This is a genomic window from Corynebacterium dentalis, from assembly GCF_900232865.1.
GTDB classification, from domain to species: domain Bacteria; phylum Actinomycetota; class Actinomycetes; order Mycobacteriales; family Mycobacteriaceae; genus Corynebacterium; species Corynebacterium dentalis.
Genome location: NZ_OCTS01000003.1, coordinates 65,167 through 83,378, shown reverse-complemented (window position 1 = coordinate 83,378; position 18,212 = coordinate 65,167). Strand labels below are relative to the sequence as shown.

The window sequence follows — 18,212 nt, the reverse complement described above, 5'->3', positions numbered from 1 at the left end:
AGACGATCCGTTAAGAGGAAACATTCATGATTAATCTGGAACTTCCCAAGCGTCTGAAGGCGGGAGTCAACCAGGCGCACCAGGCTGCCTCCGAAATCTTCCGCCCAATCTCTCGCAAGTACGACCTGGCTGAGCACGAGCGCCCAGTGGAGCTGGACACCATGGCATCCCTCGTTGAGGGTATGGCCGATGCAGGTCAGTCCATGGCCGGCGCTTCCGGCGGCCGCGCTGATGCCAACAAGAAGCAGCGGGAAGGCGTCAAGAACGGCGGCAACATGGCCGCCGTCCTCAACGTCCTTGAGACCTGCTGGGGTGACGTTGGCTTGACCCTGTCCATCCCTTACCAGGGGTTGGGCAACGCAGCTGTTGCAGCTGTGGCCACCGACGAGCAGCTCGAGCGATTCGGCAAGATCTGGGCTTCCATGGCCATCACTGAGCCTCAGTTCGGCTCTGACTCCGCAGCCGTTGCTGCAACCGCAAAGCTGGACGGCGACGAGTACGTCCTCAACGGGGAGAAGATCTTTGTCACCGCCGGCGAGCGCTGCACCCACGTGGTTGTGTGGGCGTCCGTGGACAAGGACGCTGGCCGCGCAGCGATCAAGTCCTTCGTGGTTCCGCGCGATACGCCAGGCTTCGAACTGGTTCGCCTGGAGCACAAGCTCGGCATCCGCTCCTCCGACACAGCTCACTTCATCCTGGACAACGTGCGCATCCCTAAGGAGAACCTGCTCGGTTCCCCAGAGGTGGACACCAAGAAGGGCTTCGGCGGAGTGATGGCGACCTTCGACAACACCCGTCCAATGGTTGCCGCTATGGCCGTGGGTGTGGCTCGCGCTTCGCTGGAGAAGCTCCGCGAGATCCTCACCGACGCAGGCATCGAGATCGACTACGACGCTCCAGCATGGGCACAGTCTGCTGCCGCCGCTGAGTACGTTCGCCTCGAGTCCGACTGGGAGGCTTCTTACCTGATGACCATGCGTGCAGCATGGATGGCAGACAACAAGCTGCCTAACTCCAAGGAAGCTTCCGAGTGCAAGGCAAAGGCTGGTCGCATGGCTACCGACCTGACCCTACGCACAGTGGAGCTGGCAGGCGCTTACGGTTATTCCGAGCGTGACCTGCTGGAGAAGTGGGCACGCGATTCTAAGATCCTCGACATCTTCGAAGGCACCCAGCAGATTCAGCAGCTCATCGTGGCACGCCGTGAGCTGGGCTTGTCCTCCGCGCAGCTGAAGTAATTACTTCCTAGCGTTCATACACGTACAAGCCGTCCGAAATCACTCCGGGCGGCTTCTTCGTTCGTTATGCAAATTTTGCTACTAAGCTAGACAATCATGACCTTCAGCCCAGAATCGCCCATCGCCACGGACTTCCTCGAACTCACGGGGAACACTCCGTTGGTTGATTTAGGCAACCTCCTGCCAGCCAGCTCTTTGCGCATCGTGGCCAAGCTAGAGCAGTTCAATCCCGGGGGATCGGCCAAGGATCGCACGGCCAAAGCGCTCATCGAGCAGGCTGTACAGAACGGGCTCATTCCGGATTCTCCGGACGTGCACCTGGTGGAATCCAGCTCCGGCAATCTGGGTGTGGCGCTGGCCCGCCAAGCCGCGTGCCGTGGATGGACGTTCACCTGCGTGGTGGATCCTCGGGCCAACCGCACCACCTTGGCGACGATGCGCGCACTGGGAGCCACCATCGACATCGTGGCCGAGCCGGATGCAGAGACCGGCGATTGGTTGGTTGCTCGGCGCAAGCGCGTCGCGGAGCTGGTGGCAGCGGATCCCCGCACGATCAATTTGGATCAGTATTCCAGTCGCGCGGCCTTCGATGCTCACGATCACGGCACTATGAGCGAGATCGTGGCACAGCTAGGAGGCGCACCTGCGGCGGTGCTGGTGGCTATGAGCACTACGGGAACCATTGGCGGTTGTTTGCAGCATGTCCGCAGGATCGGCGCATCCACGCAGGTCATCGGTGTAGACGCCGCAGGTTCGGTGTTGTTCGGCGGCACGCGCGGGCCGCGCATGCTCCCCGGTTACGGTGCCGGTGCGGTTCCGGATCTTTCGTCCGACGTCACCCCTGACCGCATCATTCGTGTCCCCGACGAGCAGGCGGTAATCGGAGCGCGGGCGCTGACTCGTGCCGAATCTATTCTTCCCGGAGCCTCGGGAGGGGCGGTCATCGCTGCGCTGGGGCAGATCGCCGACCAGCTGGAACAAGAGCTAGGCACGGGTGCCACCGTGGTGGTGATCCTTCACGATTCCGGACCTGCCTACTTAGAGACCGTCTACGACGATGCCTGGGTGGAAGACAACCTGAAGATGGATCCCGCCGAGTGCGAGCGGAGGGTGCAGCAGTGGGCGCACTAAGGCTCGCGATCATCGGGGGAGGGCCGCGTGCACTGTGGGCGATCGAGGAGCTCGCGGCGCGGGCGGAGGAACTTCCTGCGTTGGACATTGATGTGTGGGAACCAGAACTCACCTGTGGGGCAGGCCGGGTATATCGCACTGATCAGCCCGCGTATTGGCTGATGAACTTGCGTGCCGAGGGCATCACCACGGCTATGGGGAGTTTCGTGGAATGGCGCGATTCCAAGCGGAAGGCAGGATTGCCCCTGGATCCGGGGCACTTTCCTCCGCGTCGCGTCGTGGGGGCGTATCTCGGCGATGCCTGGGCATGGCAAGTCAGCCATGCACCACCGACCGTCCGAATACGGCACGTCCGCAAGCACGTCACGGATATTCGCCGTGCCGACGATACGCGGCAAGAGCAGTGGAAAATCTCCGCAGCCTACCCGGAAGCCGATCAAGCTTACGAACTCTACGACTATGTCCTCGTGACCGTTGGTCATGCTCAAGCGTGGCAGGGAGCATTGCAGGGTTCGCGGGTTTTTAAGGAGCTTTGGCAGGTTCCAGACGGCGGGACTATCGGCGTGCGCGGGGCCGCGCTGACGTTTATCGACGTGATGCTGGCCGCCACCCTCGGCCGCGGCGGTTTATACGCTGCGGGAACGTATACCCCCAGCGGGCGTGAACCGATCCTGAATCCGGTCAATCGCTCTGGACGGTTCATGGAGGTCAAAGCCGTACCGGGCACCGCTCTGGATGGAATCGCCCTGCCCGCGCTCCCCGAATACGGCCAATGCATCGAGCGCTGCACGACTCTCGCGGAGCTCGAGGACGTGCTGGCTGATGCTGCGGCAGATTTCCTGCAGGCCGCAGGGGTGGAGACGGACCGCGCCGAGCTGTACAGCGTCCTGACCGGCGAAGATGCAACTGGCGATCCGGTGGCGGAGCTGCGGGTGAGCATTGACGTCGCCAATGGACAACGACCACCGGGCGCGGCCTGGGCAATCGGTGAGGCCTGGCGGCGCCTCTACCCACACATTGTTGCGCGCGCGAGCTTCGCGGGCCGCGACGATCTCCCCGGCTTCGGCACGCTGGCCCGTACCCTCGAACGCGTGGCTTTTGGTCCGCCGGCGGAGACTGCGGAGATCTTGTTGGCGGTCATTGAAGCAGGCCTGGTGCGGGTGGAGTGGATGGGCAAGCCTTGGATTCTCGACGCCTGGCTCACCCCAGATTCCGCTGAATCCCAAGATGTCCACGGCGTGATCGATGCCGTGATCCCGCCACCCGGCGTGGTTTCCGGCAGCCTGGCTGAGCAATTGGTGCAGCGCGGCTATGCGCGCATCCGGCGCGGCGCCGATGGATCCGCGCGCGGACTGGACGTGAACCCGGACGCATCCGTACCCGGGCAGCGTGGCCTAGCCGTGGTGGGGCGGGATGCGGAGGACACTGTCTTGGGGCTGGATACACTCAGCAGAACGTTGCATTCCACCATCCCCGCCTGGGCGGATTCCTTACGCCACCACGTGAATTGAGAAAGGTCCACAACACATGACTAAGCCACTTCCCACCCGTGGGCAGCCACCCTTGACCGCTCGGCTTGAGCCGTGGATGACCGAGCTTCTCGCCGATCCGCAGCAGTGTGCCGCGCTGATGGAGCAGTACGCCTCGCCGGTGAACGTGGTGTTTCCTGCCGTGTTGCCTCGCAATGCTGCAGAGCTGGTGGATGCGGGCGTATCGCGAGGGGTGGACGTGCGTGTGTTTTTTGCGCGGAAAGCGAACAAGGCACTGGGCTTCGTGGAGGCCGCGAGGGATGCGGGGCACGGCATCGATGTGGCTAGCGAGTGCGAGCTGCGGCAGGTGCTGGGGATGGGTGTGGAGCCGCAGCGGATCATTCTCAGCGCGGCGATCAAGCCCGATGCACTGTTGCAATTCGCTATCGCACAAGGAGTGACGATCTCCACGGATTCTCTGTCAGAGCTTGACAGAATTGCTGCGCACACAGTCGCCTTGAACGCGGAGGGGCAGAATGTGCGAGCTCAGGTGGCTCCGCGAATCGCTCCGGATCCGCAGCGGCTGCCGCCCACACGCTTCGGTGAGGTGGCACAGGAATGGATTCGAGGTAGCGTCGGAAAGGAAAAAGAGCATGTGGACGTGGTGGGCGTGCACGCTCACCTGCACGGATACGCCGAATCGGACCGTCGGGCTGTGCTCGCAGATTGCCTAGAGGTCATCGACGAGCTGCGCGAACAAGGGCAACGGCCGACGTTCATCGACCTCGGTGGTGGCGTGCCCATGAGCTACTTGGACAGCGCGGACGAATGGGAGGAGTTCACGAAGCAGCGACAGCTCGCCGTGGAGGGAAAGCCCACGCAGCTGCGCACGTGGAAAGACAACCCACTGGCTACTACGTATCCGTTCCATCAGACACCTACGCGGGGAGCCTGGTTGGAGGAGCTTCTCGACGGGGACATTCCAGGGTACGGGAACGCGGCAGATGCTCTGAACAGTAGGGAACTAGCGCTGCACCTGGAGCCGGGGCGGAGCCTGCTGGACGGTGGCGGAGTGATCCTCGCGCGGGTGGCTTTCGTGAAGAAGCGCAGTGACGGCGTGGACTTGGTAGGGCTAGAGATGAACCGCACGCAGTGCAAGACCACTTCGGACGATATCCTGCTGGATCCGCTGGTGGTGCCCACCACTCGCGCTGCCGAAGGCGCTGATGACGCTGAGGATGTGCGCAAAAGCAACCGGGGCCGCGCGTGCTATCTGGTGGGCGCCTATTGCATTGAGGACGAAGTCATCATCTGGCGCAGGCTCACCTTCCCCGAGGGCGTGGCACCCGGGGACTGCGTGGCGATCCCCAATACTGCGGGCTACTTCATGCACATCTTGGAGAGCGCCTCGCACCAGATTCCGCTGGCCAACAACGTGGTGTGCAAACAGGAAAGCGCCCTGGAGTTTTTCCAGGACGCGATCGATGGAGCTAACTGACTAGACGCTACTGGGCATCTGGCTGCGGCAACTCGCGAGGAACCACCTTGCCCACGGCGTTGCGTGGCAGCTTGTCCAAGAACACGAAGTAGCGCGGCACATTGTGGCGGGCCAGCTTCTGCTTGGTGGCGGACTTAGCCTTCTCGATGAACTCGTTCTTCTCTTCCTCGGAGATGTCATCGGCGGAGCGGCCCAGCAGTACAACCCAGGCGCACAGAGCCTGCGCGAACTGCTCGTCTTCCACGCCACGAACAGCGGATTCTTCCACCTCATCAAAGGCGTTGATGACGTCTTCGGTTTCCTGCGGGTAGACGTTCTCGCCGCCGGAGACGATCATGTCGTCACCACGTCCGGAGATGAACAGCAATCCGTCCTTGTAGTAGCCGAGGTCGCCGGTGGCCACCATGCCGTCGATGATTTCCTTATCGGTGCCGGGACGGGTGTAGCCCTCGAATAGCATGTTGTTCTTCACGAAGATGCGACCGATTTCCTCATCCGGCAGCTCGTTTCCATCGTCGTCAAGAATCTTGAGCGTGGTGGCCATCGGCGGCTTGCCCGCGGTGCGCGGGTGCTTCTTCATCTCTTCCGGACGAGCGATAGATGCCCAGCTGACCTCGGTGGATCCGTAGAGGTTGTAGAGGACATCGCCGAACTTCTCAAAGGTCTGCTCCAGCACCTTCGGAGGCAGCGCCTCGCCAGAGGTGGCAATGACCTTCACGCCGGAATCGAAGTTGTCCGGGGTGACGCGCAGCAGGCGATTGAGCATCGTCGGCACGATGGCGATGGCGTAGGGGCGAGTCTTCTCGATGAGCTTCAGCGCTGCTTCCGGCTCAAACTTGCGCTGCAAAATCATGGTGTTACGCAGGGCAAGCGCGAGCTGAATCTGCGCGAAACCCCAGGTGTGGAACATTGGCGCGACCAGGAAAACCGGGCGGTGATGACGCAGCGGAATACGGCTCATGATGCTGGAAGCCGGCATGTAGGACTTTGGCTCCGGACGACGCGCACCCTTCGGCGTACCAGTGGTGCCTGAGGTCAGGATGATGGTGCGCCCCATGCGTGGGAACTTGGGGAAGTCCTGGCTGGCCGGAGCCGTGCGCAGCACCTGGTGCAGGCTGGCCCACTCTTCGCGCCGGGTGGCGTAGTTGCCGCTGTCAATCGCGTCTTGAATGTTCGACGCAGGCTTCAGCGCTGCCTCCTGCTCGCGGGTAAAGCCGCCAGTATCGCCGAATTCCCAGGCCACGATCACGGGGCACTGCTCGAAATCACTGGGGAGCAGTGGGATGAATTCCTCGTCGATGAACAGGATGTCGATCTTATGTTCCTTGAGTACCGCGCGGGTCTGCTCGGCGGAGGCGCCGGTATTGAATAGGACGATGTCCGTGCCCAAGCGGCCGTGGGCGCACAGCGCCATGATGAGACCGCGGTGGTTGCGGGAGAGCACGCCGATGCGCATGCGCTCGCGCACGCCGGAGCGGAACAGGGCGCGGGTCAGGTTATTTACCTGATCATGCAGCTCCTGATAGGTGATGGATCCGCCGTCATCGACGATGGCGGTGTGGAAAGGATCCCGTGCTGCGGCGATGGCCAGCAGTCCGGTGGGCAGGAAACGCCACTGCGCTACGCCCTTGCCGACCTTGCCCAGAGCCAGCGGGTTGATGGGGCCGAGCACGCCCGAGCGGAACAGTGGCAACAGTCCCTTTGCCAGCGTTCCGGTGCTACCGGCCAGTTGCTTGGGAGAAAGAGCGGGGGACTGGGGTGAATTACTCAATGGATTTCCTTGTGGCAAATGAACGGATGGTCATTAGGAATGTGAGCGACTTTGCAAGACCAACGAAAAGCTACCAAAGTAGTGTTATATTCCTAAGTATTATTCCAGCCTAACGATGAAAAATAGTTTCCGTTAGGTAATTGGTTCAAAATGTGCAGCCCGGGGAGAATTTATAGGGGAGCTGCTGGCAATAGCGAGCAGGGGTGCGCCGAAAATGCACCGAAAATCGGGCTGTTCGCTGAAGGCGTACACTGCCTCGGTGATGCGAAGAAATGGCTATCTACCAGCGGTAACTCAAGCGCCAGGAGGGGGAAGAGGCGTCGAAAAAGAAGAACCCGCAACCCAAGGACCCAAAGCGCCTATGAGGTGTCCTGGCTTCGCACTAGGGTGGGGATCCACACCCAAAAGCAGCAGAAGAGGGAGATCACCATGTTTGAGAGGTTTACCGATCGTGCGCGGCGTGTAGTTGTCCTAGCCCAGGAAGAAGCTCGCGCCTTGAACCACAACTACATCGGAACCGAGCACATCCTGCTCGGCCTCATCCAGGAAGGGGAGGGAGTCGCCGCCAAGGCCCTGGAATCAATGGGGATTTCTCTGGATGCAGTCCGCACCGAGGTCAAGGAGATCATCGGTTCTGGCGGACACCCACCAAGTGGCTACATTCCATTTACCCCACGCGCCAAGAAGGTACTGGAGCTGGCTCTGCGCGAGGCGCTGCAGCTGGGCCACAAGTACATCGGCACCGAACACATTCTGCTGGGCCTCATCCGCGAGGGTGAAGGCGTGGCAGCACAGGTGCTGGTCAAGCTGGGAGCAGACCTTTCCCGCGTGCGTCAGCAGGTCATTCAGCTGCTCAGCGGCTACGAAGGCGGCGAAGGCGAAGAGGCTCCTGACGAGCCAGCCACCGCTGGCGTGGGTTCCTCCAGCTCCGAGCCCGCATCGTCCAAGATGGGCCAGAAGTCCAACTCTTTGGTGCTGGACCAGTTCGGTCGCAACCTGACCCAGGCCGCCAAGGACGGCAAGCTGGATCCAGTGGTGGGACGCGGTACGGAGATCGAGCGCGTCATGCAGGTGCTGTCTCGCCGCACCAAGAACAACCCAGTGCTCATCGGCGAGCCCGGTGTGGGTAAGACCGCCGTAGTGGAAGGCCTCGCGCTGGACATCGTGAACGGCCGCGTTCCAGAAACTCTTAAGGACAAGCAGGTCTACTCCTTGGACTTGGGCTCTCTGGTGGCCGGTTCTCGCTACCGCGGTGACTTCGAAGAGCGCTTGAAGAAGGTGCTTAAGGAGATCAACCAGCGCGGTGACATCATCCTGTTCATCGATGAGATCCACACCTTGGTTGGCGCTGGTGCTGCAGAAGGTGCCATCGATGCAGCCTCCATCTTGAAGCCAAAGCTGGCCCGCGGTGAACTGCAGACCATCGGTGCTACCACGCTGGATGAGTACCGTAAGCACATCGAGAAGGATGCCGCGCTGGAGCGTCGTTTCCAGCCCGTTCAGGTGCCGGAGCCATCCGTGGACCTGACCGTGGAAATCCTCAAGGGCCTGCGAGATCGCTACGAGGCACACCACCGAGTGTCCATCACGGACAGCGCACTGGCTGCCGCCGCGCGCCTGGCAGATCGCTACATCAACGATCGTTTCTTGCCTGATAAGGCAGTGGACCTCATCGATGAGGCGGGCGCCCGCATGCGTATCAAGCGCATGACCGCGCCGAAGTCCATCCAGGACGTAGATGACAAGATCGCCGACGTGCGCCGCCAGAAGGAAGCCGCGATCGATGATCAGGACTTCGAGAAGGCGGCAGCATTGCGCGACGATGAGCGAAAGCTCACCGAAGAGCGAGCGGAGAAGGAAAAGGCTTGGCGCGCCGGCGAACTGGACGAAGTAGCTGAGATCGGTGAAGAGCAAATCGCTGAGGTACTCGGCAACTGGACCGGCATCCCCGTGTTCCAGCTCACCGAGGAAGAGTCCGCACGTCTGCTGCGCATGGAAGACGAGCTGCACAAGCGCATCATCGGTCAGGATGACGCGGTGAAGGCTGTTTCCCGCGCAATCCGCCGTACTCGCGCAGGTCTGAAGGATCCGAAGCGTCCGTCCGGTTCCTTCATCTTCGCCGGACCATCCGGTGTGGGTAAGACCGAGTTGTCCAAGGCGCTTGCCGAGTTCCTGTTCGGTGATGATGACTCCCTCATCCAGATTGACATGGGCGAATTCCACGACCGCTTCACGGCCTCCCGCCTGTTCGGTGCCCCTCCGGGATACGTGGGCCACGACGAAGGCGGCCAACTGACTGAGAAGGTTCGTCGCAAGCCATTCTCCGTGGTGCTGTTCGACGAGATCGAGAAGGCGCACAAGGAGATCTACAACACCTTGCTGCAGGTTCTGGAAGAGGGTCGTCTGACCGACGGACAGGGCCGCGAGGTGGACTTCAAGAACACCGTGCTGATCTTCACCTCTAACCTGGGAACCTCGGATATTTCCAAGGCCGTGGGCATGGGCTTTTCTGGTTCCGGCGAAAGCTCCGAGGACACGCAGTACGAGCGCATGAAGCTCAAGGTCAACGACGAGCTGAAGAAGCACTTCCGGCCAGAGTTCCTCAACCGTATCGATGACGTGGTGGTCTTCCACCAGCTCACCCGTGAGCAGATCGTCCAGATGGTGGACCTGCTGCTGCGCCGCGTGGTTTCCTCTCTGGCCGCCAAGGACATGGGACTCGAAGTCACCGAGAAGGCCAAGAACTTGCTGGCCAAGCGCGGGTTTGACCCAGTATTGGGCGCTCGTCCGCTGCGCCGTACCATCCAGCGGGAGATCGAGGATGTCTTGTCCGAGAAGATCCTGTTCGGCGAGCTGGGCGCAGGCGAAATTGCCACTGTGGACGTGGAGAACTGGGATGGCGAGTCCAAGGGAACGGACGCGAAGTTCGTCTTCGGCTCCAAGGTCAAGCCATTGCCTACCATCGAGTCAGAAGAAGACACTCGGGCCGAAGAGGCGCAAAAGGCAGTGGAAAACGCTGCCGATTCAGATGTGCCAGAAAGCGATGACTTTACCCCCGAAGGAAATGAAGGCGGATCCAAGGAAAACGAGGATTCGAACACTTCCTCCTAAGGAAAATGCACAGCTAGATTCGCATCGGTGATTAGTCCCCAACCGGAGATCGGATTCAGTAAGGAATCCATCGACGGGTGGGGACTTCTCGTTTCTGAGACAAAAGTGGGGAACCACCGGCTGCAAAAATGCGACTAGTTGTCCGTGAATAATCAGCAACAGACAACTAACAAAGCATTCGGCGGACTCAAACCGCTGATCCGCAGGCTCCACTTCTACGCCGGAGTGTTCATCGGGCCATTCATCCTTGTGGCAGCTCTCAGTGGTGCGGCGTACGCGGTGGCGCCAACGCTGGAAAACGTGGTGTACGGGGACATCATCAAAGTTCAGCCGTCCTCGCAGACCGTGACGCTGCAGTCCCAGATCGACAGCGCCCGGGCGGCTTACCCAGATATGGAAGTTTCCCAGGTCTGGCCTGCGACTAAGGCCGACGATTCTACTCGCGTCCTGCTGGTGGACGAGAGCCTCGGTGAAGAACGCCTGCGCAGTGTGTTCGTGAATCCCGGCGATGGCAAAGTCATTGGCGACGAGCCCAGCTACTCCGGCCTCGGAGAAATGCCCCTGCGCCGCTTCATCTCCGAGATGCACGAAAGCATGTTCCTCGGCACCCCGGGAGAGATGTACTCCGAGCTTGCGGCCTCCTGGCTGTGGTTCGTGGCCCTCGGCGGACTCGTCTTGTGGTGGAGCCGCGTGGGTGGACGAAAGATCTTCACCGGTCTGAAGAACCCCACCAAGAAGCATCAGCTAGACGTTGCACTCGACGGCGAAGAAACGCCAGAGTCCACCCACGTGGCAGCCAAGCGCCAAAGCTTGTGGAACGGACAAAACAAGAGCCGCAACTGGCACGTCAAACTGCACGGAGAGGCCGGAACCTGGCTGCTCGTGGTGATGCTTGGCCTGTCCGCCACCGGCATCACGTGGTCCGCATTCGCCGGAGCTAACGTCAGCTCCACGGTCGATGCGATCCAGGGAGAACCGAAAAACATTGAGACCTCGCTGAATGGAGAGGAGGTGGCGTCGACCGGAGGACACAACCACGCCCAGCACGGCGGCATGTTGACGGACCACGAAGGGCAACCACTGACGGCCGAAGAGCTTTCCAGCCAGGCGCAACGGGTGCTCGATACTGCTCGGGACCAGGGGCTGACCGGCCCACTGCGCCTCTACCCACCGGAGGACAACCAACACGCCTGGCAGGCTAGCGAGCGCTGGGTGCCGTGGCGCACCACCTCTGATGCGGTGAGCGTCAATGGTGAAACCGGCGACGTGGTGGATACCCTACCGTTCTCTCAACTGCCACTGTTCAGCAAGCTGACAAGCTGGGGAATCTATCTGCACATGGGCATCATGTTTGGTCTGCCGCTGCAAATTCTGTTGTTCGTGTGCGCACTGGGAATCGCCGGGTTGGTTGTCTTTGGCTATATCGCTTGGTGGAAGCGCCGCCCGACCCGCAACGGTGTGGCAGGATTGCCTGGCCCGAACCAACCTTTGAGCGTGGTGGAATGGGTCATCGTGGGCGTATTGCTGGCCACGGTTGGCGTGTTCTTGCCGCTGTTCGGCATCAGCCTGGCGGTGATGATCGTGGTGGACCGCGTGCTGGCACGCCGGGCGGCCAAGCAAGCCTCCCCGCGCTTCACACAGAAAATGACCTTGCCCGCCGGCACGTAAGCGGAGAACACGGCCACGGTTAGCTTGACTAGCGAACTAGTTGGCGGGGATCAGCCGACCATCAAGGTCGGCTGGATCCGGAGGAGGAACCTAGCGAGCCAGGAACACCATCGATGATGGTTTCCGTATTAGCAGCCACGCTTCCGGGGGTGCTGCCTGCAGCCTCGAGGCCAGTAGGTTTCACATCCACGCCGGAGGGGATTTGATCGCACGGCGTGGTCTCGTAATTCTCGCCATTGATGACCTTCTCCATCCACACCATCGCTGGGGTCAGGTTTGTGAGCATGGGGAACACATGGTTGGTCAGGGGAGGCCCCAGGGGAATGTTTTGTTCTTGGTAATTCACCGGAGTGCCAGCCTCACACCACATGCGGGCCATACGACGCGACTGTTCCACGGGAATACTGTCATCGTTGGTGCCATGGCCCACGTACACGGGAACTGTAGGGGCACGCTCGCCGATCAACTGGCGATCCACCAGGGACTTCAGTGGTTCATCTTGCAAGATCTCCCACAGTGCGCGGCCGTCCTTGGTCAATGTGCTGGTATCCACAAACGCGTGGTTCGCGATTGACTGCGGGATGCATTCGTCCTTTGTTTGCTCGAGCAGCAGCTTGCCCTTTTCATTGAGTAGTTCGTCCATCAGTGGCTGCAGCTGAGGTTCGGTGTTGAGGAAGCCATTGACCGTGTAACCCAGCACGCCGGTGAGTGGGGACTTATCTACCTGCTTGGCCACGGAGTGCAGGTTGGCAGGCACGCCACCGGCGTAGCCCGTGACCAGGTTGAGCTCTGGCGCATAGGTAGGTTGCAGTTCCAGTGCGGCTGCTGAAGAGCCTCCGCCCTGGGAGTAGCCAAAGGTGGTTATGGGAGTGTTGGAATCGATTCCAGGAATTTTCAGATTCTCGGCTGCACGAGCCACATCCAGGGTGGCATTGCCCTGCAACACTCGGTTCATGTATGTGTGTTGCACGGAAGTGCCCAATCCATGCAGGTCAGTGATAGCTACGTTCCAGCCGCGAGCCAGAGCAGCAGCTACCGGAAGTGCTTCGTACTCCACGCCATAAGGCATCAGCTTGCTAGGGGCGCAGGCATCGCCTGAACCTTGAGTACCCGGAGCGATGGCCATCAGTGGACGTGGGCCCTTGCCCTTCCACGGCGAGGTGGGAGTCAGGACGGTACCGGTGATGGGGACTGTCTGTCCTTTGTCATCGGTGGACACGTATGCAACACGAGTAGCGGTGGAGCCAGTCCAGTCCACGAGGGGAACTCCGAGGGCGAAATTGGAAGGTTCTTTCTTCAGGATTTCTCCGGGCTCGCCTTCTACTGTCTCGGGAAGGGTGGAGTAAAAGTCACCCTGGTTGAGGTCAATGGATCCAGGAACTAAACCAGAGGCGCTGCCCACGGCCGAGCCCTGGCTGGAGGCCTCGACGCTGCCTTGATTGGCTTGTTCGGCGCTTTCGTAGAGAGAACCTTCTTGTGCTCCGGCAACTCCGAAGGTTGCGGACATTGAAGAAGCCGCCAGCAGTGTGGAGGCAAGCAGCGCAACGGTGCGATTGCGCGAGCGTGAATTTTTCTTGAGCGTCATGTTTGGAAACAATATTGTTTCCGCTCGGAACTTATGCGGAAATGAGAATAAATCTGGAATTGTTCGGAATTTAACCCCGTTAGGGGCGATCAAGCAGAAGTTTAGACTTTGAGTTGACGTTTCACCTTGTCAGCTAGCGTGGTAATCGGAAAGTCTTAGCTTTCCCGCTTCCCTCAGCCTCCACCAAGCCGTCCACGAGCAATGAATTCAGGCATCGCTCGAGCTGAATCTTGTCCTCCCACACGAGCGCTATGTCAGCAGAAGTTACTGTGTCCACGCCTCGCACCGCAGCCATAATTTTTCCCCTGACCTGTCGGTCAGTGCCAGCAAATTTCTGAACCCTCCCTTTAGCTGCGGCATTCTCCTCCGCCGTCGGCGCAGGCTTGCCTCGCGCCACCCACTGGCACTGAGACTCCACCGGACAAAAGTCACACGCCGGGTTCGCCGCTGTGCAAACCAGCGCGCCCAACTCCATCAACGAGGCACATAAAACGTTCGCAGCCTCGCGCTGAGAGGGATCGCCCCACGGTAGGGGACTGGCTGTTTGGTGACGAGTTTGGCGTCGTGCTAATGAAGGATCTTCATCCACGTACGGCAGCAACGAGGCCATATCCCACAGATCCCGAGCTCGCACCGGGCCCTGCAAAAACTCGCCTTCGACCAATCGGCGATACACCCGACGCACGTTCGTGTCCACCACGGGAACAGCCTGCCCGAACGCGAACGCGGCCACCGCGCGAGCCGTGTAGCTGCCCACGCCAGGCAACGCCTCCAATTCGGCCACGGTCGCGGGTACCTCACCGTCATGATTTTCGACGCAAGCCTGCGCGCATTCCTGCAATCGAAGCGCGCGCCGTGGGTATCCCAGATTCGCCCATAGGCGCAGGACATCGGCCTTCGGGGCGGTAGCCAGGTCCGCCGGGGTGGGCCATTTTTGCATCCACGCCTGCCACAGTGGCTCCACGCGCTTGACGGGAGTCTGCTGGGACATGACCTCGCTGACCAAAATTCCCCACGCGGACGTGTCCGGATGCCGCCACAGAAGATCCCGTCCGTGCTCACCAAACCAGCTGTTCAGAGCGCTAGCTAAGGCAGTGGGATCAATTGCGCAATCAGTGGCGTGGGGGTTGTTCATCGTGGGCTCATTGTGCCCTACCCGCTGGAATCTCGGTAGTCGAGCGTGCAGAATTGAGGACATGACAACTGAAGCACAGGCACAGCTCACCCCACAGCAGGCATGGGACCTCATGCAGCAAGGCAATGAGCGATTTATGGCTCAACAGGCCGACCATCCCCGCCAGGACGGAGAACGACGCGGCCTTGGCGAACACGGACAAAACCCACACGCCGTGGTGCTGGCGTGCAGTGACTCGCGCGTGCCGGTGGAAATCGTCTTTGACCAGGGATTGGGCGATGTCTTCGTGATCCGCACCGCGGGTGAAATCACGGACCTGTCCGTGTTGGCCTCGCTGGAATTTGCGGTGGACTCCTTGGGCGTGCCACTGGTTGTGGTGCTTGGGCACGAAAAGTGCGGCGCGGTGGCGGCGGCAGAAACCGCGCTGGATAAGGGCGTGATGCCTAGCGGTTTCCAGCGCGTGCTGGTGGAGAAGGTTACTCCGAGCCTGCTGAGTGCGAAGGCCGAAGGTTTGAGCGGCATCGAGAACTTTGAGCGTAACCACGTCAAGGAGATCGCCAACCACATCGTGGATCGCTCCCCGGAGATTCGCGAGCGGCTGAATGACGGGCGGTGCGCGGTGGTGGGCCTGCGTTACCGTCTCTCTGACGGCAAGGCGGAGCCCTTGGTGGGATACGGCCTGGATATCGGCGCGGAGACGGTGCAGCGCTAGCGAAGAAATCACTCTTGATTTCAGTGCGGTGTTGCTCCGTGATTTGGCTGCGCCTGGCCGGTAGTATCCGCTGGTGTGAGCGAGGATAACCGAGAAAAGCAGTTGCCCAAGGAAGTGTATGTGCGCCGTCGCGTTGCTGCGTTGGCGCTGCTCGTGGTGGTTGTGCTGTTGCTGTGGTGGATCATCAGTTCGCTGGGTGGCAACGATGATGGGGAGAATGCCGCGGCCACGGACAACATGGCTTCCTCGACGACTCCCGATATGACCTCGCCAAACGAGCCGCCGAACACGAAGAAGGAAACGGAATCAGCGAAGGAATCTTCCTCGTCTGAGTCTTCGTCCGAATCCAGCTCGTCCAAGAAGTCCTGTTCTTTGGCGGACTTGAAGGTGACGGCTCAGCCGGGTGCACAGACTTTCGGTGCGGCTCAGCAGCCCAATTTCTTCGCCAAGATCTCCAACCCCACGGATGCCGAGTGCGTGATTGATGCTGATGAAGATCAGCTGAAGTTCGAGGTGTTCACCCTGCAGAGCTACCAGCGTGTGTGGGCGGATCTGGATTGTAATAGCTCGGACGTTTCCGGGGATATCACCATTCCTGCTGGTGAATCCGTGAATTATGAGTTGAAGGCGTGGTCCAAGACCACCTCTGCTCCTGAGCAGTGCGATGATCGCCAGGCGGTGCAGCCGGGCTCCTACCTGCTGTACACGCACTTGGGTGACAACGTTTCTGAGCCTGCGACGTTCAACCTGAGCTAGCTCTTCATCGCGGCCTCTAGCGCTTGGTAGAGGTTGCGAACTTCGATGATCTTTATGCTGGAGCTGTGCTTTCCGGAGCCCGCGGGGACGATGGCCGTGTGAAAGCCCAGCCTTTCGGCTTCATTGAGGCGCTGCGTTAGCTGGGGCACGCTGCGCACTTCGCCTCCGAGCCCCAGCTCGCCCACCACGACCAGCCCATGGGGAAGGGGAGTTTCCGTGGCGGTGGAGGCCAGGGCCAGTGTGGTGGCGAGGTCCGCTGCCGGTTCCACAATCTTCATGCCACCAACAGTCGCAGCGTAGACTTCCTTGCGCGTCAGGTTGTGGCCTCCTCGCCGGGCCAATACGGCCAACACCATGGACAAGCGCGATGGCTCGATTCCCGTCACGTAGCGTTTGGGGAAGTTCATCTCCACAGGGATGGCGAGGGTCTGTATTTCGCCGAGCATCGCCCGGCGTCCATCCATCGCCACGGTCACGGCCGTGCCCACCACTGATTCGGTGCGGTGATGAATGAACAGCCCGGAGGGGTCCGCCACTTCTTCGATACCGTGCCCGGTTTGTTCGAAGCAGCCCACCTCATCCGTGGCTCCGAAGCGATTCTTGATGCCGCGCAAAAACCGCAGCGAACTGTGCTTATCGCCTTCAAAGTTGAGCACCACATCCACAAGGTGCTCGATGGTGCGAGGTCCAGCCACGGTGCCTTCTTTAGTGACGTGGCCGACGATGATGACGGGAATGCCCGTGAGTTTGGCTAGCGAGGTCAGGGTGGACGTGACGGCCTTAGTATGCGCCACGCCGCCGGCTACGCCCTCGACGTCGCTGGCGTGCATGGTCTGCAAAGAGTCCACGATCAGCAGGTCAGGTTTGACCGTATCGACGATGTCTATGGCTGCGGCCAGATCGTTTTCCGACGCCAAGAACAACCTGTCCAGCAATGCCCCCGTGCGTTCCGCACGCTGCCTTACCTGGCCCACGGATTCTTCCGCGGTGATGATCAGAGCGCTGCGTTCCATCCGGGCCCAACTGGCCGCAACCTCCAGCAGCAGCGTGGATTTTCCTACTCCGGGTTCGCCCGCTAGCAGGATCGCACTGCCGGGAACCACTCCGCCACCGAGCACGCGATCGAGCTCCTTGATTCCAGAAGAGAGGTGCTTGGCTAGCTCTGCGGAGATCTCCGTGATGGGTTGGGCGCCACTGCTGCCTGTGACGAGGCCACGGCCCTTGCGGGACGCTGCGCCGGAGCCCATCGAGTTGCGCAAGCCGGTGGTTTCGGCGAGGGTTCCCCATTCCCCGCAGGACGGGCATCGACCCATCCACTTGGACACTTGGTGTTCGCAGGAACTACATGTGAACACGGTGTGCCGAGAGTTCTTGGATGAGGTTTTTGCGGAAGGCATGCGCTCATAATAAAAGCCGCCCCGGACAAACGGGACGGCAACTCGCCTTTAATCGAACATAAACTCGAAAAAGGGGTTTAGTGAGATTCTTCGCTGTGGAATTCCTCAGGAGAAACAATCTCGTTAGCTGGGTTGCGGTAAGCCTCACCGGCGGTCGGGTGCTCTCCCACAACTGGAAGGTTGAGTTCTGCGGTGCCCTGATCGAAAGTGAACTTCGCTGGTAGGGACCCGCCGGGGTAAACGCCCTCGGTGGAGGACAGCTCAGGGGAAGCGTAAGTGGTGCATACGTTTTGTGCACCCTTCTTGATCTCAGCTACTTCGTCAGGGGTAGCGGCTACCAAGTTGCATCCAGGCTTGATGGTCTTGTCTCCGTTGACATTCGCATCCTTGCCGTCGATAGAAATGGACTGCAGGGTTGCGGACTCGCCCAGATTTTCCAGGTTGGAAGCGGTGAACTTCAGGTAAGAGTTGCCATCCTTGCCGATCACGATGGTGGCATCCCGCAAGGAGACGTTTTCCAAGTGACCGTTGGTGCCGTTCACGGCAGCGGCCTGGTTCGAGGTTTGAGTGATCTGACCAGCTCCGCAGGCAGTCAAGGCGACTGCGGATCCGGCGGCAACCAGTGCAAGTGCGCTGCGTGCAGCAAACGACTTCTGGAACTTCACGATGAGGTCCTCCATCTGAGGCGTCAAAAAGGCTATCTCTTCTCTGCAGTTAGCCTAACCCGTGACGGATCATTTT

13 protein-coding genes are annotated in these 18,212 nt (G+C 60.4%); 8 read left to right on the top strand and 5 right to left on the bottom strand.

Annotated features, from left to right (window positions below; all coding sequences use genetic code 11):
* Window positions 1-26: 26 nt before the first annotated feature.
* The 4 genes from CS919_RS03460 to CS919_RS03445 all read left to right on the top strand — a co-directional run bounded on the left by CS919_RS03460 (window position 27) and on the right by CS919_RS03445 (window position 5,336).
* Window positions 27-1,238 carry an acyl-CoA dehydrogenase family protein gene (locus CS919_RS03460; protein WP_099298106.1) on the top strand — a complete coding sequence of 404 codons (1,212 nt, stop codon included), beginning with the start codon at window positions 27-29 and terminating at the stop codon, window positions 1,236-1,238.
* 96 nt (window positions 1,239-1,334) lie between these two features.
* A complete protein-coding gene (locus CS919_RS03455; protein WP_099298105.1) occupies window positions 1,335-2,369 on the top strand; it encodes a pyridoxal-phosphate dependent enzyme in 1,035 nt (344 codons plus the stop codon).
* Complete coding sequence (locus CS919_RS03450) at window positions 2,357-3,880, top strand: FAD/NAD(P)-binding protein (RefSeq protein ID WP_159460948.1); 1,524 nt, start codon at window positions 2,357-2,359, stop codon at window positions 3,878-3,880. The genes CS919_RS03455 and CS919_RS03450 overlap by 13 nt, the downstream gene beginning before the upstream one ends.
* A 16-nt stretch (window positions 3,881-3,896) precedes the next feature.
* Window positions 3,897-5,336, top strand: a complete 1,440-nt coding sequence (locus CS919_RS03445) for a type III PLP-dependent enzyme domain-containing protein (RefSeq protein ID WP_099298103.1) — start codon at window positions 3,897-3,899, stop codon at window positions 5,334-5,336.
* Between the two features lie 7 nt (window positions 5,337-5,343).
* Here CS919_RS03445 and CS919_RS03440 read toward each other — a convergent pair whose 3' ends face one another.
* Window positions 5,344-7,107 carry an AMP-binding protein gene (locus CS919_RS03440; RefSeq protein WP_099298102.1) on the bottom strand — a complete coding sequence of 588 codons (1,764 nt, stop codon included), beginning with the start codon at window positions 7,105-7,107 and terminating at the stop codon, window positions 5,344-5,346.
* A 429-nt stretch (window positions 7,108-7,536) separates the two neighbouring features.
* On the opposite strand from CS919_RS03440, the gene CS919_RS03435 reads away from it, so the two are divergent.
* Both CS919_RS03435 and CS919_RS03430 read left to right on the top strand, forming a co-directional pair.
* On the top strand, window positions 7,537-10,218 hold the full coding sequence (locus tag CS919_RS03435; protein ID WP_099298282.1) for an ATP-dependent Clp protease ATP-binding subunit: 2,682 nt from the start codon (window positions 7,537-7,539) through the stop codon (window positions 10,216-10,218).
* Between the two features lie 144 nt (window positions 10,219-10,362).
* Window positions 10,363-11,886 (top strand): PepSY-associated TM helix domain-containing protein, encoded by a 1,524-nt coding sequence (locus CS919_RS03430; RefSeq protein ID WP_099298281.1) that lies wholly within the window; start codon window positions 10,363-10,365, stop codon window positions 11,884-11,886.
* Between the two features lie 61 nt (window positions 11,887-11,947).
* On the opposite strand, the gene CS919_RS03425 is transcribed toward CS919_RS03430, so the two are convergent.
* Window positions 11,948-13,471, bottom strand: a complete 1,524-nt coding sequence (locus CS919_RS03425) for a lipase family protein (protein WP_099298101.1) — start codon at window positions 13,469-13,471, stop codon at window positions 11,948-11,950.
* Window positions 13,472-13,604: 133 nt separating this feature from the next.
* The gene (locus tag CS919_RS03420) at window positions 13,605-14,606 is read right to left on the bottom strand and encodes an HhH-GPD family protein (RefSeq protein WP_099298100.1); all 1,002 of its coding nucleotides are present in this window, start codon (window positions 14,604-14,606) and stop codon (window positions 13,605-13,607) included.
* A 61-nt stretch (window positions 14,607-14,667) separates the two neighbouring features.
* On the opposite strand from CS919_RS03420, the gene CS919_RS03415 reads away from it, so the two are divergent.
* Window positions 14,668-15,318 (top strand): carbonic anhydrase, encoded by a 651-nt coding sequence (locus CS919_RS03415; protein WP_099298099.1) that lies wholly within the window; start codon window positions 14,668-14,670, stop codon window positions 15,316-15,318.
* Between the two features lie 75 nt (window positions 15,319-15,393).
* On the top strand, window positions 15,394-16,074 hold the full coding sequence (locus CS919_RS03410) for a hypothetical protein (protein ID WP_099298098.1): 681 nt from the start codon (window positions 15,394-15,396) through the stop codon (window positions 16,072-16,074).
* On the opposite strand, the gene radA is transcribed toward CS919_RS03410, so the two are convergent.
* Entirely contained in the window at window positions 16,071-17,471 is a 1,401-nt protein-coding gene (gene radA / locus CS919_RS03405; RefSeq protein ID WP_099298097.1) for a DNA repair protein RadA, read from the bottom strand. The genes CS919_RS03410 and radA overlap by 4 nt on opposite strands.
* 77 nt (window positions 17,472-17,548) lie before the next feature.
* Window positions 17,549-18,136, bottom strand: a complete 588-nt coding sequence (locus tag CS919_RS03400; RefSeq protein WP_143341746.1) for a hypothetical protein — start codon at window positions 18,134-18,136, stop codon at window positions 17,549-17,551.
* Window positions 18,137-18,212: the final 76 nt, after the last annotated feature.

What these genes read in the sequence shown, in the direction of transcription:
- CS919_RS03420 (WP_099298100.1), bottom strand. Translation starts at nt 14,606, where the DNA reads ATGAACAACCCCCACGCCACTGATTGCGCAATTGATCCCACTGCCTTA.
- CS919_RS03455 (WP_099298105.1), top strand. Translation starts at nt 1,335, where the DNA reads ATGACCTTCAGCCCAGAATCGCCCATCGCCACGGACTTCCTCGAACTC.
- CS919_RS03460 (WP_099298106.1), top strand. Translation starts at nt 27, where the DNA reads ATGATTAATCTGGAACTTCCCAAGCGTCTGAAGGCGGGAGTCAACCAG.
- CS919_RS03435 (WP_099298282.1), top strand. Translation starts at nt 7,537, where the DNA reads ATGTTTGAGAGGTTTACCGATCGTGCGCGGCGTGTAGTTGTCCTAGCC.
- CS919_RS03445 (WP_099298103.1), top strand. Translation starts at nt 3,897, where the DNA reads ATGACTAAGCCACTTCCCACCCGTGGGCAGCCACCCTTGACCGCTCGG.
- CS919_RS03425 (WP_099298101.1), bottom strand. Translation starts at nt 13,471, where the DNA reads ATGACGCTCAAGAAAAATTCACGCTCGCGCAATCGCACCGTTGCGCTG.
- CS919_RS03415 (WP_099298099.1), top strand. Translation starts at nt 14,668, where the DNA reads ATGACAACTGAAGCACAGGCACAGCTCACCCCACAGCAGGCATGGGAC.
- radA (WP_099298097.1), bottom strand. Translation starts at nt 17,471, where the DNA reads ATGCCTTCCGCAAAAACCTCATCCAAGAACTCTCGGCACACCGTGTTC.